The organism is Shewanella sp. SM74 (genome assembly GCF_025653725.1).
GTDB classification, from domain to species: Bacteria; Pseudomonadota; Gammaproteobacteria; order Enterobacterales; family Shewanellaceae; genus Shewanella; species Shewanella oncorhynchi.
Genome location: NZ_JAKKRZ010000006.1, coordinates 194,762 through 208,937 on the forward strand (window position 1 = coordinate 194,762; position 14,176 = coordinate 208,937).

General features: G+C 43.4%; 19 protein-coding genes and 1 pseudogene. 7 read left to right on the top strand and 13 right to left on the bottom strand.

What is annotated here, in order from left to right:
- Positions 1–48: 48 nt before the first annotated feature.
- The 7 genes from hemW to L5M49_RS08785 form a co-directional block, all read right to left on the bottom strand.
- Positions 49–1,215 (bottom strand): radical SAM family heme chaperone HemW, encoded by a 1,167-nt coding sequence (gene hemW / locus L5M49_RS08755; protein WP_263265855.1) that lies wholly within the window; start codon positions 1,213–1,215, stop codon positions 49–51.
- On the bottom strand, positions 1,215–1,832 hold the full coding sequence (gene rdgB / locus L5M49_RS08760) for an RdgB/HAM1 family non-canonical purine NTP pyrophosphatase (RefSeq protein ID WP_219251292.1): 618 nt from the start codon (positions 1,830–1,832) through the stop codon (positions 1,215–1,217). Before rdgB ends, hemW begins: the two co-directional genes overlap by 1 nt.
- 121 nt (positions 1,833–1,953) lie before the next feature.
- Complete coding sequence (locus L5M49_RS08765; protein WP_113939419.1) at positions 1,954–2,388, bottom strand: DUF4426 domain-containing protein; 435 nt, start codon at positions 2,386–2,388, stop codon at positions 1,954–1,956.
- A 134-nt stretch (positions 2,389–2,522) separates the two neighbouring features.
- A complete protein-coding gene (gene yggU / locus L5M49_RS08770; protein WP_028761286.1) occupies positions 2,523–2,828 on the bottom strand; it encodes a DUF167 family protein YggU in 306 nt (101 codons plus the stop codon).
- Positions 2,828–3,376: a YggT family protein gene (locus tag L5M49_RS08775; protein ID WP_105251874.1), complete on the bottom strand. Its 549-nt coding sequence runs from the start codon at positions 3,374–3,376 to the stop codon at positions 2,828–2,830. The genes yggU and L5M49_RS08775 overlap by 1 nt, the downstream gene beginning before the upstream one ends.
- Positions 3,377–3,422: 46 nt before the next feature.
- Positions 3,423–4,241: a pyrroline-5-carboxylate reductase gene (proC, locus tag L5M49_RS08780; RefSeq protein ID WP_173497619.1), complete on the bottom strand. Its 819-nt coding sequence runs from the start codon at positions 4,239–4,241 to the stop codon at positions 3,423–3,425.
- 216 nt (positions 4,242–4,457) lie between these two features.
- Complete coding sequence (locus L5M49_RS08785) at positions 4,458–5,156, bottom strand: YggS family pyridoxal phosphate-dependent enzyme (protein WP_028761283.1); 699 nt, start codon at positions 5,154–5,156, stop codon at positions 4,458–4,460.
- A gap of 35 nt (positions 5,157–5,191) precedes the next feature.
- Between L5M49_RS08785 and L5M49_RS08790 the strand changes: the two genes are divergently transcribed.
- The 4 genes from L5M49_RS08790 (at position 5,192) to hemH (ending at position 9,123) form a co-directional block, all read left to right on the top strand.
- Positions 5,192–6,229: a type IV pilus twitching motility protein PilT gene (locus tag L5M49_RS08790; RefSeq protein ID WP_006082517.1), complete on the top strand. Its 1,038-nt coding sequence runs from the start codon at positions 5,192–5,194 to the stop codon at positions 6,227–6,229.
- A gap of 9 nt (positions 6,230–6,238) precedes the next feature.
- Positions 6,239–7,351, top strand: a complete 1,113-nt coding sequence (locus L5M49_RS08795) for a PilT/PilU family type 4a pilus ATPase (RefSeq protein ID WP_028761282.1) — start codon at positions 6,239–6,241, stop codon at positions 7,349–7,351.
- A 186-nt stretch (positions 7,352–7,537) separates the two neighbouring features.
- Positions 7,538–8,077, top strand: a complete 540-nt coding sequence (locus tag L5M49_RS08800) for a glutathione peroxidase (protein ID WP_263142372.1) — start codon at positions 7,538–7,540, stop codon at positions 8,075–8,077.
- A 32-nt stretch (positions 8,078–8,109) separates the two neighbouring features.
- A complete protein-coding gene (hemH, locus tag L5M49_RS08805) occupies positions 8,110–9,123 on the top strand; it encodes a ferrochelatase (RefSeq protein ID WP_263142371.1) in 1,014 nt (337 codons plus the stop codon).
- An 87-nt stretch (positions 9,124–9,210) separates the two neighbouring features.
- Here hemH and ruvX read toward each other — a convergent pair whose 3' ends face one another.
- The 4 genes from ruvX to L5M49_RS08825 form a co-directional block, all read right to left on the bottom strand.
- Positions 9,211–9,636 carry a Holliday junction resolvase RuvX gene (gene ruvX / locus L5M49_RS08810; RefSeq protein ID WP_006082513.1) on the bottom strand — a complete coding sequence of 142 codons (426 nt, stop codon included), beginning with the start codon at positions 9,634–9,636 and terminating at the stop codon, positions 9,211–9,213.
- A gap of 29 nt (positions 9,637–9,665) precedes the next feature.
- Complete coding sequence (locus L5M49_RS08815; protein ID WP_263265856.1) at positions 9,666–10,229, bottom strand: YqgE/AlgH family protein; 564 nt, start codon at positions 10,227–10,229, stop codon at positions 9,666–9,668.
- Between the two features lie 66 nt (positions 10,230–10,295).
- A complete protein-coding gene (gene yciH, locus L5M49_RS08820) occupies positions 10,296–10,625 on the bottom strand; it encodes a stress response translation initiation inhibitor YciH (protein ID WP_263223408.1) in 330 nt (109 codons plus the stop codon).
- A 177-nt stretch (positions 10,626–10,802) separates the two neighbouring features.
- The gene (locus tag L5M49_RS08825; protein WP_105253083.1) at positions 10,803–11,120 is read right to left on the bottom strand and encodes a hypothetical protein; all 318 of its coding nucleotides are present in this window, start codon (positions 11,118–11,120) and stop codon (positions 10,803–10,805) included.
- Positions 11,121–11,299: 179 nt separating this feature from the next.
- On the opposite strand from L5M49_RS08825, the gene L5M49_RS08830 reads away from it, so the two are divergent.
- The gene (locus L5M49_RS08830) at positions 11,300–11,860 is read left to right on the top strand and encodes a DUF4136 domain-containing protein (protein ID WP_028761276.1); all 561 of its coding nucleotides are present in this window, start codon (positions 11,300–11,302) and stop codon (positions 11,858–11,860) included.
- Positions 11,861–12,219: 359 nt separating this feature from the next.
- Positions 12,220–12,861: a trimeric intracellular cation channel family protein gene (locus L5M49_RS08835; protein ID WP_028761275.1), complete on the top strand. Its 642-nt coding sequence runs from the start codon at positions 12,220–12,222 to the stop codon at positions 12,859–12,861.
- 76 nt (positions 12,862–12,937) lie between these two features.
- Here the strand turns inward: L5M49_RS08835 and tpx are convergent, their stop codons facing one another.
- On the bottom strand, positions 12,938–13,531 hold the full coding sequence (gene tpx / locus L5M49_RS08840; RefSeq protein ID WP_263265857.1) for a thiol peroxidase: 594 nt from the start codon (positions 13,529–13,531) through the stop codon (positions 12,938–12,940).
- Between the two features lie 123 nt (positions 13,532–13,654).
- Positions 13,655–13,933: pseudogene (locus L5M49_RS08845) on the bottom strand (mechanosensitive ion channel family protein); the annotation flags it as partial.
- Between the two features lie 97 nt (positions 13,934–14,030).
- On the opposite strand from L5M49_RS08845, the gene L5M49_RS08850 reads away from it, so the two are divergent.
- A partial coding sequence (locus L5M49_RS08850) for a helix-turn-helix domain-containing protein (RefSeq protein WP_263148938.1) occupies positions 14,031–14,176 on the top strand: 146 nt, incomplete at its 3' end.

The window sequence follows — 14,176 nt, forward strand, 5'->3', positions numbered from 1 at the left end:
ACTATTTGTTACTAACACATTATTTATATAGATGTTTTAACGGCTAACTCAGCAAAATTGTGTCAGTAAATCATTAACAAACATATGACCTTTACTGGTTAATTGCCAATGTTCAGCGGATTCTGTGAGTAAACCGCGTTGTTTGGCCTTTTCCATTCCTTCGGTCAATGTGTCTCTGTGTTGTCCGGTACGCAGTTCAAATTCTTGCTTAGGAATAGGTGTCATCAGACGCAGGCGATTCATTAAATATTCGAGCGCGCGGTCTTCCTCTGCAACTTCAATCGATTCGAAGGTGTAGTTGTGGGCACTCAGATATCCCTTGGGATGTTTAATTTTTACTGTGCGTATGATGCGGTTTTCTTCTGGCAGCGTCACTTTGCCGTGGGCGCCACAGCCTATGCCTAGATAATCACCAAACTGCCAGTAGTTGAGATTGTGCCTACATTGGTAACCTGGTTTTGCATAGGCGGATATTTCGTATTGCTCATACCCTAATGCGGCCAGCTTTTGTTGACCTTGCTCATAGATATGCCAGAGCGCTTCGTCATCGGGCAGCTGTGGCGGTTTTGAGTGGAATAGGGTATTGGGCTCAATCGTTAACTGGTACCAAGATAGGTGTGGCGGATTCAGCGCCGCTGCCGTGTCGATATCGGCCATAGCTTCAGCAAAGCTTTGATTGGGTAATCCATGCATTAAATCGAGGTTAAAACTCAAGTATCCCGCTTGGCTGGCTTTTTGAGCGGCGACTTGTGCCTCGTTTTGATCGTGAATACGTCCAAGTAAGTTGAGTTTATCCTTAGAAAAGCTCTGCACACCAATAGATAAACGAGTGACGCCCGCTGCACGATAAGCACTAAAGTCATCGTGTTCTAAAGTGCCAGGGTTAGCTTCCATAGTGATTTCGATATTGTCACTAAAGGGGATTAGCGCATTGGTACCATCGAGTATGCGTTTGATTTGCAAAGCATCGAATAAGGATGGCGTGCCGCCACCGATAAAGATGGTATGGATCTGCCGCCCTTGGACGAGATGTAAATCTTGGCGTAAGTCTTCCAATAGCGCATCAACATAAGCCTCTTGTGGCAGTTCGCCATTTTGGCCATGGGAATTAAAGTCACAATAGGGACACTTTTGTACGCACCAGGGAATATGGATATACAGACTGAGTGGTGGCAGTTCGAGCTTCATCGTAGTAGTCATGGCAGTTGACGACATTATTGTGCATTCCCGCCTGTTAATACGCCTTGGGCTTGCATGGCGGCGATGAGTTGCACTAGGGCTTTACCGCGATGACTTAAGGCATTTTTCTCGTTGCTGCTCAGCTCTGCCGCGCTACATTGATAATTTTCAGGGATAAAAATCGGATCGTAACCATGGCCATTAGCGCCGCGTTGGCTAAAGTTGATTTGGCCTTCCCATGAGGCTTGGCAAATAATCGGGGTAGGGTCTTTCGCATGGCGCATATATACCAGTACGCATTGGAATCTTGCCCCGCGAGGTGCTGGCTGGTCTTTTAACGTCTCAAGTAGTTTCAATACGTTGTCTTGATCTTTGGCATTTTCGCCTGCGTAACGTGCTGAATAAATGCCTGGAGCGCCTTGGAGTAAATCCACTTCTAAACCCGAATCATCGGCAATGGCCGCAAGTCCGGTGATTTCGGCGGCATGCCTTGCTTTGATAATGGCATTCTCTACAAAAGTGGTACCCGTTTCTGCTACTTCGCTGACATTAAACTGGCTCTGCGGCAGTACAGTGACACCGTAGCTTGCGAGCATTTGATCGAATTCGGCGAGTTTGCCTTTATTACCGCTGGCGAGGACGATTTGTTGCATGGAATACCTATCATAAATGGGGCGACGTGCGTTGGCACTATGATACCCAAGCTCAATAGTAAAGGACAGGGAAAGGGGGGGCGCTACAGGAAAGCAACGCCAACAAAGGTATAAAATAGATTTATTCAACGTAGAATTTTTGCTTAAACTGTAAGTTAGTGTTCAGTTGATTGCCATATTTAATTGCGATATTGAAGTTGATTTCCTGATCATCGCGGTAGGGCACTTCGGCAATGTAATAAATCGCATCACCTTCGCGGATCTCTTTAAACGTTAGATTGATTCGCGCATCTAACAAATTATTAGCAACTCCAGTAATTTCAACTGGTACTGCGGGCTTATTCGCTTCGCTAATATCTAATACGGCAATATTGATGATGCCAGTGTAGCTACTGCGCTTAATTCCATAGGATTTGGCTATGCTAGGCGTTAAAAATGTACTGCCAAGTGCCATGTAATGAATATCAAAATTGCCGACAGTTTCTTTTTGCTCGGCATTTGCAACACCGCAAAGGCTGGCCGTGAGGGCTAATACAGCGAGAAGATTACGGAACATGATGGATACCTCATATTAGGGAATGTTGGATTATAGGGCCGCTGTGACTATTTTTTTCAATAAATTAATAGCATTCAAAGGATTAATTCGTTTTCAGTTGTACGATTATTTAACTGATTGATCTTTCAACTGAATTACTTTTCACTATCTTGCCCCATCAGTTCAGTAATGACACTTGGGATGATCTTAGGGTCAATAATGCGGATTTGTTTATGTCGGCCAAGTTCACCTTTTATTATGTGAATGTCGCTCTTTGGCACTTTAAAAGCTTTTGCTAAGTACTTGCTTAAATGGGCATTCGCTTTGCCATCAATAGGCGGCGCAGTGATGGCTACTTTTAGCTCATCACCGTGCAATCCTACAATTTGATCTCGGCTAGCCTTAGGCTGAATGTAGAGATTAAGCAGCAAGTCACCTTGCTGCAAAGTCACTGCACTCATTAGATCACAGCCCAATAAGGGATATATTGAGCAAGTAACATATTGAGGAAATTCATACCAATAATGACCAGCATTACGGATAAATCTAAACCACCAATTGGCGGTATGATACGACGTATTGGTGCTAATACGGGTTCAGTTAACTGACCCATGATCATTACAATTGGATTATAGCCTTGGTTAAACCAGCTTAAGATTGCGCGTATTAATAGCATCCAAAATAGCAGTACCCCTGCTTTTTTGACCACAGATACAACGGCAAACAGCAAAAATAACAGTATGTCTATGCCACCGCCCGCAATGAGGCTAATTAGTAGCAGCTTGGCTATCACAACCAATAATGCGAGGACGAAAGATGCGGTATCAAATCGCCCTAAGGAAGGCAAAATACGGCGCATTGGTGCGATGAGCGGGTGAGTTGCTTTAACAATAAATTGGCTAAAAGGATTGTAAAAATCAGCCCTTGCCAGTTGTAACCAAATCCGCAAAATCACCACCATCAAATAGAGATCGAATAGAGTGGTGATTAAAAAGGTAAATGCATTCATCGAGATTTCTACCTATTAAAGTTCGATATAAAAACGTGTTAGTGGATCAAAATGTTTTAGCCATTTCTTCTGCACGATTAATACAGTTTTCCATGGCTTTTTTTACTAAGCCGCGCATATCCGCAGCTTCAAATGTCGCCAGCGCTTGTGCGGTGGTGCCGCCCTTTGAAGTAACATTCTCCCTTAAATTACCTAAGGTCAGTTGTGGGTTTTGCTTTGCCATCATAGCAGCGCCAAGCGCAGCTTGCTGCACTAAACTTCTGGCTTTTGTTTCATCCATTCCCATTTCTTTGCCTGCATCTATCATAGACTCCATTAGCAAAAAGAAATAAGCCGGTGAACTGCCCGATAGTGCAATCACTTGATCTAAATCTGACTCTTCATTTACCCACACTATTTCGCCGCCGCTTGACATCAAACGATCGCAAATGGCTTTCTGCTCGGTAGTAATGCTTTGAGGCGCATAGAGGCCAGTCATACCAACACTAATTTGCATCGGCGTATTTGGCATGGCGCGGATAAGCTTGATGTCTTGTGCCAGATAGTCGGTATATCGCTTTGCTTTAATGCCCGCAGCGATAGTGATGACTAACTTATTCGACAGCTCGACTGTCTGTAATGCTTCACAAACTTGTTGCATCAATTGTGGTTTTACTGAAAGTACTATTACATCGGCAGCTTGCGCCGCTGCCAAATTATCCTGAGAAACCAAAATCCCAAAATCGTCTTTTAGTGCATCAAGTTTACCTTGGCTGGGATTAGTCGCTTGGATGAGTTGAGCTGGATAGCCGCTATTGATTAAGCCACTGATGATGCTGCGCGTCATATTGCCGGCACCGATAAAGCAGATTTTCTGTTGATCCATTTGATTCTCTTCAGTGTGTTAACCGTTAACTTGTAACATCTTCACCTTAAATTAAGATGATAAAACGGTTAGTCATTTGAATGACTGAGCCTGATTATCGACTCTCGCTAATTGCTCTTAAATCGTTAATGTTCGGTGTTCTTAAATACAGTATTTGGGCATAAAGTGCTAAAAACAAGGTTAAACTGACCTCTAACTAAATGCCGAACGTGGATTTTACGCAGCGTAATTGCGCTCACCAAAAATGGCACTGCCAATACGCACCATAGTTGAACCGCAGCTAATCGCTGTATCTAGGTCATTACTCATCCCCATTGAAAGCGTATCTACAGCGGGATAATGCGTTTTAAGTTCTTGAAATAGATTGTTTAACATGGAAAACTCTTTAAGCTGTAACTCTGTATCTGCGGTAGCCGTTGGAATTGCCATTAGGCCCCTCAGTGCTAAGTTAGGTAGCTGAGCTATCAGTTCGGCCAGTGGCAGCATTTGAGCCGCATCTATGCCAGATTTTGTGTCTTCAGCACTGATATTAATTTGAATACAGACGTTTAATGGCGCCAATTCGGCCGGACGTTGCTCATTGAGACGTAGGGCAATTTTGTCGCGTGAAACGGTATGCATCCAATCGAAATGCTGGGCGACTATGCTGGTTTTATTGGATTGGAGTGGGCCGATAAAATGCCATTCTATGTCTGGGAAATCCCCCTTGAGCGCAGTAATTTTTTCAGCGCCTTCTTGGACATAGTTTTCGCCAAAGCAACGCTGACCCGCTTGGTAGGCTGCTATAATGTCTTCAATAGGTTTAGTCTTGCTGACGGCAAGTAAGCGAATACTGCTGGGGTGGCGGGCACATTTTTGCGCTGCTTGTGTGATCCTGCGCTGGGCGATTGCGAGTCTGTCTGCTATTGTTGTCATGATGTAATTATCTAGTTGCAAGGATATCCCAAACGATGGAAATCACTGAGTTATTGGCATTTAGTGTAAAACACAAAGCCTCGGATCTACACCTTTCTGCAGGGATATCTCCCATGATCCGTGTTGACGGTGAAGTGAGAAAAATTAACCTGCCCGCGCTCGATCATCAAGGTGTACACAGCTTAGTGTACGACATAATGAATGATAAGCAGCGCAAGGACTACGAAGAACATTTAGAAATCGATTTCTCGTTCGAAGTCCCTAATCTTGCACGCTTTCGTGTTAACGCATTCAATCAATCCCGTGGTGCAGCGGCTGTGTTTCGTACCATTCCAAGTGACATTTTGTCACTTGAGCAATTAGGTGCGCCGGAAATTTTTAAAAAAATTGCCAGTTTCCCTCGCGGATTAGTCCTAGTGACTGGACCTACGGGGTCGGGTAAGAGTACCACACTTGCCGCCATGGTGGATTACGTGAATGAAAATCGACATGATCATATCTTAACCATTGAAGATCCTATCGAATTCGTTCACCAAAATAAGCAATGTTTGATTAACCAACGTGAAGTTCACCGCCATACCCACAGCTTTAATGCGGCGCTTAGAAGCGCACTACGTGAAGACCCAGACGTGATTTTAGTCGGTGAGATGCGTGACCTTGAGACCATTCGTTTGGCGATGACCGCCGCTGAAACAGGCCACTTAGTGTTTGGTACCTTGCATACTACTTCTGCCGCGAAAACGATTGACCGTGTGGTCGACGTATTCCCTGCTGGTGAAAAAGACATGGTGCGCACTATGTTGTCTGAATCGCTGCAAGCGGTTATTTCGCAAACCCTGATTAAAAAGGTGGGAGGAGGCCGTGTCGCCGCCCATGAAATCATGATGGGCACGCCCGCTATCCGCAACTTAATTCGTGAAGACAAAGTGGCGCAGATGTATTCGGCAATTCAAACAGGTATGGCCCATGGAATGCAGACCTTAGAGCAATGTTTACAGAACTTAGTCAATCGCGGTCTTATCACTCGTGAAGATGCAATGGCGAAAAGTTCGAATAAACAAGCGACATTTTAAGGATTTATGATGGATGTTCGTCCGTTTTTAAAAGTGATAGTGGAACGCAAAGCCTCCGACTTGTTCATCACAGCGGGTTTTCCGCCGAGTGCCAAGATTGACGGTGAATTGCGTCCCTTGGCAGAAAGTGCGTTTACACCAGCACAATCACTGGATTTTGTTGAGTCGTTAATGACAGAGGCGCAGAAGCAAGAGTTTCATTCCACTCGTGAGTGTAACTTCGCTTTTGCGGCAAAGGATTTAGGTCGTTTTCGGGTGAGCGCTTTTTGGCAGCGTGAATCGCCTGGCTGTGTGATGCGCCGTATCGAGACTAAAATCCCGGATGTCGATGATTTAAAATTGCCGCCAATTCTAAAAGATCTGGTGATGAGTAAACGTGGCCTCATCATTATGGTAGGCGGAACGGGAACGGGTAAGTCAACGTCTTTGGCGGCCTTGGTGGGTTATCGCAATGGTCATGCTCGTGGGCATATTTTGACTATTGAAGATCCGGTTGAATTCGTTCATGACCACAGAAAAAGCATAATCACTCAGCGAGAAGTGGGTATAGATACTGAGTCTTTTGATGCGGCGCTAAAAAGCTCCCTTCGCCAAGCTCCCGATGTGATCTTGATTGGTGAAATTCGTACCCAAGAGACGATGGAGTTTGCGCTGTCATTTGCAGAAACGGGTCACCTTTGTATGGCAACCTTGCATGCCAACAACGCCAACCAAGCGTTAGACCGGATTATGCATCTCGTGCCTGAGAGTAAGCATCAACAGTTATTGTTCGATTTATCATTGAATTTACGCGGTATTGTGGCGCAGCAATTGATACCGAAAGTCGATGGCACAGGGCGTCGCGCCGCGATTGAAGTATTGATTAACACCCCAAGGGTGGCGAGTTTAATTGCGAAGAACGAGCTGCATTTGCTCAAAGAAACCATGGCAAAATCCAACGAGCAGGGCATGCAGACGTTCGATCAGGCCTTGCTGAAACTTTATGTCGATGGCGAGATTAGTTACGCCGATGCGCTGCACCATGCTGATTCACCAAACGATTTACGTTTGATGATTAAATTGCAGAATAAAGAATCCACGGGCTCAGGTTTTATGGAAGGTGTCACCTTAGACATGGACTAGCGTGATAGTCCGGTTCTGGGTTAGGCAGCTCTTTATGGGCTGCTTTTTGTTTGTGTATTAGATTTTCGTTCAGCTCAATCGGTTCTACTTTATCGCTATGTTGCCATTATCCATAGCTTTTATTTTTTAATTCAATATGATCTTTACCTAGTGCGTTTACGTAATGTACTGGTAAAGGAGAAAGCAATGAAAAAATTACCTATGATATTCGCTATGACAGCGAGCTTGACGAGTGTTGGCGCTATGGCGGCCACTTGTCCCGAGTATCTGAACCTTGAAGTACGAAAATTACATTCTGAAGAGACGGTTAATCTGTGTGAATTGACTCAGGGAAAACCAGTGTTGATTGTTAACACGGCCAGTAACTGTGGTTACACCCCGCAGTTTAAAGCGCTCGAAACATTGCATGAAAACTACAAAGATAAAGGCTTAGTGGTCATTGGTTTCCCATCGGATGATTTTTTCCAAGAAGAAAATGATGAGAAAGATACGGCTAAGGTGTGTTACATCAATTACGGTGTCACCTTTACTATGCTGTCAACATCGCCAGTACGTGGTAGTGACGCTAATAGTGTCTTCAAATACTTAGCTGAAAAAACTGGTGCGCCTAAGTGGAATTTTTATAAGTATGTCGTCAGCGGTGATGGTGCGGTTGTGCAACAGTTCAATTCTAAAGTGAAGCCAGATAGTGAAGAGCTTAAGCACGCGATAGAATCTGTACTTTAATCTTACGAATATTTATTAATTAAGAGGCTGTTTTGGCTAAATTTTCAGGCTTATCCAAAGAAGTTGGACACGGGCAGCGCGGCAAAGTAGGCGTGTTGTTGTTGAATTTAGGTACTCCAGATGAACCCACAGCATCTGCTGTTAGACGTTATCTTGCAGAGTTTTTAGCAGATCCCCGAGTCGTCGAGATCCCTAAGTTAGTGTGGATGTTGATTTTACACGGGATTATTTTGCGGGTACGGCCAGCAAAATCGGCAGCATTATACCAAAAGGTATGGACTGCGGCAGGTTCACCGTTAATGGACATTAGTTTGCGTCAAACGGCAAAGTTAGCGGATAAGCTTAAAGCCGATAACTATGATGTCTCTGTCCATTTAGCCATGCGTTACGGTAATCCGTCGGTTGCTAGCACCTTGCAGAATATGCATCAAAATGGCATAGATAAAATCGTGGTGTTACCTCTGTATCCCCAATATGCGGCGCCAACCACAGGTTCTGCATTTGATGCGATTGCGGCTGAGTTGTCCAAGTGGCGCTATATTCCAGCACTGCATTTTATTAATACTTATCATGACAATGCTGACTTTATTAATGCTTTAGCCAATTCGATCTCGGCTGATTTTGAAGCCCATGGTAAACCGCAAAAATTGGTGTTGTCATACCATGGTATGCCTGAACGTAATTTGCATTTAGGCGATCCGTATTACTGCTTCTGCATGAAAACGACTCGACTGGTTACCGAGAAGCTTGGGTTAGGTAAAGATGAGTTTGTGATGACATTTCAATCGCGTTTCGGTAAAGCCAAATGGCTACAACCTTATACCGATGCGACTTTGAAAGCGTTGCCGCAACAAGGCGTGCGTGATATTGCTATCGTCTGCCCAGCTTTTAGCGCCGATTGTTTAGAAACGCTGGAAGAAATTGTTGGGGAAAATGGTCATCTCTTTGCCGAGGCGGGTGGTGAGAAGTTCCGCTACATTGCTGCATTAAATGATGATGATGCGCACATTACTATGATGGCAAACTTAGTGAAGCCACATTTTTGATCTGGTAATTTATCGGGTTAAATATCAAACTAAAAGGATAAGGCAACTTATCCTTTTCTTTTTATTGTAGTTTTATTTATTGTGGCATTACTTGCTGAAGTTATTTTCGAAGTAGCTTTCGATGATAAGGACGGCAGACACCGCATCGACTTGACCTTTGGTCAGTGCCTTAAACCCGCCCAATTCGAATAATCTGGCCTTAGCATCAGTGGTAGTTAATCGCTCATCTTGAGTGGCTATTTTGACTTTGAACTTAGCATTGATGCGATTAGCAAATTTACGCGCCCTGTGGGTCATATCTTGCTCTGTGCCATCCATGTTTAAGGGCAGGCCAACGACGACTAAGTCGGGTTGCCACTCCTTGATTAAGTCGCCTATCTGATCCCAATTTGGGATCCCATCGACGGCTTTAATTGACAACAATGGCGTGGCGCTAGCGGTGATTTCTTGGCCTATAGCCACACCAATGCTCTTAGTGCCAAAATCAAAGCCTAATACGGTTTTCGAATTCATAGTGTGCTGACTTATATTAATAAATAGACTTAAGCGTGACCCGCTTGAGCTGAAACTTGCCAAGCATCAAATCCGAGAGCACGACTGGCCTGTGGCCAACGGTCTTCGTGTTTAATGTCAAACAAGAGCGCATTCGTTGCTGGAATTGTGAGCCAAGAATTATCGGCAAGCTCTTGTTCGAGCTGATCTTTACTCCACCCTGCATAACCTAAGGCGACGAGGAACTTCTCGGGCGATCTGTTGCTTCCAATCGCGGTTAACACATCACGGGAAGTGGTTAGCATTAAACCACAACCCAGATCTGTGCTATTGGCCCAATAGGGCTGAGAGGTATGCAGCACAAAGCCGCGATCTTGGGAGACGGGGCCGCCCATCATGACATTGGTATTGAGCACTAAATCCGCGGAGACTTGCTCTGCCAGCAAATCCATTTGTTCTAATAGCGAATTAACTTCGATACCGAGCGGTTTATTGATCACCAGCCCCATGGCGCCTTTGGCATCATGTTCACAGATATAAATGACTGAGCGTTCAAAAAACGTACCGTGTAGTGAGGGCATAGCAATTAAGAAATGGTTCTGCAAACTCTCCATTAAACTACTCCGTTTGATGTGGCTAAGTTGATCTAGCTTGCTGCTATATTGCTAAGTCGGGCGAGATTAACCGCCAGCTAATTTAACTTTGTAGTTTTGTTTCTCAAGTAATATCTTTAATTGCTCGCGGTTGTCCGTTTGGACTTCAATAGTGAAATCTTTAACCGTACCACCACAACCACATTGTTTCTTAAGGGTTTGTGCCATTGCTTTTAACGCTGCTTCATCGAGACCTAACCCAGAGATAATCGAAACGCCTTTACCTTTGCGGCCTTTACTGTCTCTATGGATCCTGACTATGCCATCGGATTCAGGAATCGCTTTAGTGACGGGCTCTGCATTTATACGGCCTTTGTCGGTACTGTACACTAAGGATACATTAGGATCTGCTTTCATCGGTTTCATTCATTGATATTAGAAGGTGACTTATACCGACTCAGTTTATCAAATTTGCAGAGGTTCTGGGAGGTAAAAAAAGACCACTTGAGGATTCTCCTTAAGTGGCCAATACAAAATGCTAACTCTTTGCAGGGAAGTAAGCATATTTTTGAAAAGTAAGCTTAAAGCTCGGGATTAATTCATTCGCATGAATACCATGGCTATCAGCGCCACAGCGGTGAGTAATGCACTGGGCATAATAAATTTATGTAACTTAGGTAACGCAATTAAGCAGGCTGTTGTAACAAAACCAAATGCGGCGACTGTCGCATAGTTAGTACCATTAGCAATGGTATCAATAACCAACCAGCCAAGCACTAGGAGGGGTAATATCAGTAAACTGGTAGGCAAATGACGTTTAATTTTGGCGTTATTGGCCTCGAGAGAAATTTTTTCTGGTGCAAGGAAAAAAATGGCAGATGCAACCATAAACGCGCTAATAAACCAGTACATTTCAACACCCCTCTAAATCTCAATTGATAATCATTATCATCTTTGATTTTGCTGAAGTCAAGCTGAATGAGATGCCGCTTTTTAATCAATTGAGTTGTAGATTAGGCTATTGCTCTGTAAGCTAAATTCATATCTCTGATACTTGTCTTTGTTCGGGTCGAACATCTGAGGAAATTAAGATGAAAAATATTTTTGTAGCATTAGCTGTGTTGGCACTCAGTGCCTGTAGTTCGATGAAGTCAGGTTGGGATTTTGATCCTAGCGCCAATTTTACCCAATATAAAACCTATGCTTGGGTTGCTCAGAAAACGGATTCTGCTGGATATCATCTAGATGGCTTGATGGACCAACGGGTCAGAGAAGCGGTGAATAGCCAGTTAGCGAGTAAGGGGATGACATTAGTTGATGCAAAAGATGCTGATGTACTTGTTAATTATCTGACCAAAGTTGATAAGAAGATTAATGTTGATACCTTCAATAGTAATTTTGGCTACAACCCATACTATGGTCCAGGATGGGGTTGGGGCGGCAATATGCAGACCCAAACCACAGTAAGAGAATATGAAGTTGGCACCCTGATTATTGATTTGGTTGATAATAAAACCACTAAACTGATCTGGCGTGGTTCTGTTGCCGATACCATTCGCGACAAAAATACCCCAGAAGAAAGAGTACAGATCATCAATCAAGCAGTGGGCAGTGTAATGGCAAATTATCCACCTAAGCCTGACACTAAGTAGTTCTGATTCAGTTTGAATGAACATTAAGCGGCCTAAGGGCCGCTTTTTTGTGGTTGATTTTTATGCATTTGTCTACGGTATTAGATGATCTGCAGTTATTTATCATCTGATTGGATTTACGTTATTAATACTTATTAAAAATTCTATTTTCATAGATGACAATGTGAAAGTAACATTTTTATAACTGACTATTTTGTATAATATTTATCCTATAACTTAATAATGTAATAGGAGTCTGCATCAGATTGTTAATAAGATGATGAATTAATTTTTCTAATGATGAATTCAAAATAAAATCATTATAGAACTGAGAGGTTATCAGGCAGAATCAATTCTTTGAGTTGTTGGTAGTAGCAAAGATGCATGAGACGCAGATTATTGGATTACTTTGGCTGATTGGGATTATTGCCGAGGCGATGACGGGCGCTCTGGCGGCTGGCCGCAAGCAGATGGATTTGTTTGGTGTGGTGATCATTGGCTGCGCAACGGCAATTGGTGGCGGCACACTAAGGGATATGATGCTCGGAAATTACCCCTTAATTTGGGTTGAGCATGTGCATTACCTTATTGCGATTGCATTCGCTTCTTTGCTCACTGTCGCTATCGCCCCTGTGATGCGTTATCTGTCTAAGTTATTTTTGGCTATTGATGCCTTAGGTTTAGCCGTATTCTCCATAGTGGGCGCACAAAAGACGTTAATGCTGGGATTTAGCCCAACAATTGCCGTAGTCATGGGATTGGTCACTGGTGTCTTTGGTGGCGTTATCCGCGATATTCTGTGTAACCAAGTGCCTTTGATTTTTAAAAAAGAACTCTATGCGGTGATTTCATTACTGACGGCAGGTTTGTATATCGTCTTAAAAGCCTATCAGTTAACGGAATGGATTAATCTGGTTATTTGTTTAAGCGTTGGTTTTAGCTTACGGATGTTGGCGCTGCGATATCATTGGTCTATGCCGACCTTTGACTACCAATCCAGTGGCGATCAGCATACACATTAAATCGTAAAACCAAATCGTAGAAATAGAACCGTTAAACAAAAGGGCAGCTAAGGCTGCCCTGTTTTTTAGCGGTGAATTACTGCTGGGCTTGCAGGGTTTTCAAGGCTTCAAGGGCAGCATCATAGTTAGGATGCTCTGTGATGTTTGGTACTAACTCTTGGTAGTGGAGCTTACCTTCTGCATCTATGATGAAAATGGCTCTAGCCAGCAAGCCGTAATCTTGAATTAACAAACCATACTTTTCACCAAAATCGCGCCACACGCTATCTGATAGCACTTTGATTTTATCTACGTTTTCCACTTTACAGAAACGCTTCTGTGCGAAGGGTAAATCGGTACTGATCGTTAGCATGATGACGTCATCGGAAAAATGGCCAACTTCGCTGTTGAAGCGCTTCGTCTGCAGTGCGCAAACACCTGTATCTAGGCTTGGCACGGCACTTATCAGTACAGTTTTACCCTTAAAATCACTTAGCATCACTGGCGTGAAATGCTCATCAACGACTTTAAACCCCGGCGCCATTTGCGACAATTTTGGTCTTTTCCCTTCTAATGTGACTGTTTTTTCACCCATTAAAACCTGTGTTTTCTCACTGGCGAGTGTATTGGGACTCATCAGAACTAGGCTATAAATACAGCTTGCGGCTAAAAATGAAACATATTTTTGCATTGGATTTCCTCACACATGAATATCTGTGCCTTCGCTAATATCTGTCCATTAAGGTACGCTAAAATGATGCGTAGAACCATAAAAAAAGGCCGGTAATTACCGACCTTTTTTATCCACTAATTGTTATTTGCTTAGCGGTAATTCTTTGACATGGATATCCATTTGTGGGAATGGAATACCTATATCTGCAGCGTCTAATGCATTTTTTATTTGCTCAAGCAGTTGGAAACGTGCAGTCCAATAATCAGATGTTTTTACCCAAGGACGAACCACGAAATTGATTGAAGAGCTAGCCAATTCAGAAAGTCCAACTGTATATGCTGGATCTTTTAACACATACTGGTTGTTATCTAAAATATCGGTCAATACTTTTTTAGTGAGTGCGATATCGGCGGAACCAGAATTCAGATAATAACTGCGACACTCTAATCGAGGTGTAGAAGAAGCCAACTGCTGAAAAGTGGTACGCTTTATCTCGCCAAAGTAAAAGAGTATCACCATGAATTATCAACAGTTGACCGAAGCAAGACGATACCAGATTTCCGTGCTGTTAGAACAGGGCTTTTCGATAGCACACATAGCTAAATGCATTGATTGTCATCGCTCTAGTGTCTATAGGGAAGTTAAACGATGCCAAGGGCAATC

Bases quoted from the DNA above. Each gene is read 5' to 3' on its own strand.
- hemW (WP_263265855.1), bottom strand. From the start codon at position 1,215: ATGTCGTCAACTGCCATGACTACTACGATGAAGCTCGAACTGCCACCA.
- rdgB (WP_219251292.1), bottom strand. From the start codon at position 1,832: ATGCAACAAATCGTCCTCGCCAGCGGTAATAAAGGCAAACTCGCCGAA.
- L5M49_RS08765 (WP_113939419.1), bottom strand. From the start codon at position 2,388: ATGTTCCGTAATCTTCTCGCTGTATTAGCCCTCACGGCCAGCCTTTGC.
- yggU (WP_028761286.1), bottom strand. From the start codon at position 2,828: ATGAGTGCAGTGACTTTGCAGCAAGGTGACTTGCTGCTTAATCTCTAC.
- L5M49_RS08775 (WP_105251874.1), bottom strand. From the start codon at position 3,376: ATGAATGCATTTACCTTTTTAATCACCACTCTATTCGATCTCTATTTG.
- proC (WP_173497619.1), bottom strand. From the start codon at position 4,241: ATGGATCAACAGAAAATCTGCTTTATCGGTGCCGGCAATATGACGCGC.
- L5M49_RS08785 (WP_028761283.1), bottom strand. From the start codon at position 5,156: ATGACAACAATAGCAGACAGACTCGCAATCGCCCAGCGCAGGATCACA.
- L5M49_RS08790 (WP_006082517.1), top strand. From the start codon at position 5,192: ATGGAAATCACTGAGTTATTGGCATTTAGTGTAAAACACAAAGCCTCG.
- L5M49_RS08795 (WP_028761282.1), top strand. From the start codon at position 6,239: ATGGATGTTCGTCCGTTTTTAAAAGTGATAGTGGAACGCAAAGCCTCC.
- L5M49_RS08800 (WP_263142372.1), top strand. From the start codon at position 7,538: ATGAAAAAATTACCTATGATATTCGCTATGACAGCGAGCTTGACGAGT.
- ruvX (WP_006082513.1), bottom strand. From the start codon at position 9,636: ATGAATTCGAAAACCGTATTAGGCTTTGATTTTGGCACTAAGAGCATT.
- L5M49_RS08815 (WP_263265856.1), bottom strand. From the start codon at position 10,229: ATGGAGAGTTTGCAGAACCATTTCTTAATTGCTATGCCCTCACTACAC.
- yciH (WP_263223408.1), bottom strand. From the start codon at position 10,625: ATGAAAGCAGATCCTAATGTATCCTTAGTGTACAGTACCGACAAAGGC.
- L5M49_RS08825 (WP_105253083.1), bottom strand. From the start codon at position 11,120: ATGTACTGGTTTATTAGCGCGTTTATGGTTGCATCTGCCATTTTTTTC.
- L5M49_RS08830 (WP_028761276.1), top strand. From the start codon at position 11,300: ATGAAAAATATTTTTGTAGCATTAGCTGTGTTGGCACTCAGTGCCTGT.
- L5M49_RS08835 (WP_028761275.1), top strand. From the start codon at position 12,220: ATGCATGAGACGCAGATTATTGGATTACTTTGGCTGATTGGGATTATT.
- tpx (WP_263265857.1), bottom strand. From the start codon at position 13,531: ATGCAAAAATATGTTTCATTTTTAGCCGCAAGCTGTATTTATAGCCTA.